This is a genomic window from Streptococcus suis, assembly GCF_002964045.1.
Taxonomy (GTDB): Bacteria; Bacillota; Bacilli; order Lactobacillales; family Streptococcaceae; genus Streptococcus; species Streptococcus suis_U.
In genome coordinates this window covers 1-293 of the sequence record NZ_POPB01000518.1, presented here as the reverse complement: position 1 = coordinate 293, position 293 = coordinate 1, and the positions used below count along the sequence as shown (strand labels likewise).

1 pseudogene is annotated in these 293 nt (G+C 28.7%); it reads right to left on the bottom strand.

Annotated elements, in window-relative coordinates:
* Positions 1–100 (bottom strand): annotated as a pseudogene (locus C1E99_RS12430) (MarR family transcriptional regulator); the annotation flags it as partial.
* Between the last annotated feature and the right edge of the window lie 193 nt (positions 101–293).

Genomic DNA, 293 nt, shown 5'->3' with positions numbered 1-293 from the left:
GTCCAACTAGGTGCTCCACATCATATTCCTTTGCAATGGTTTCACTGATTTGTTCAATCTGATTTAATAGATTCCGAAAATCTGCAATAGTATGTCCCATAATAGCTCCTTTCTACGAAAATAATTACCATGAGAACTATTATAGTTCTCTTAGGAACTATTGTCAATTATTCCGTTTGCTCTTTTCTGAAAATATTTTGTTGTTTCATCACCATTACTTACTCAAAAACTATAATATATATACTGTATAACTTATATAAGATTTTATGTATCAATTATGGTATAATATATCT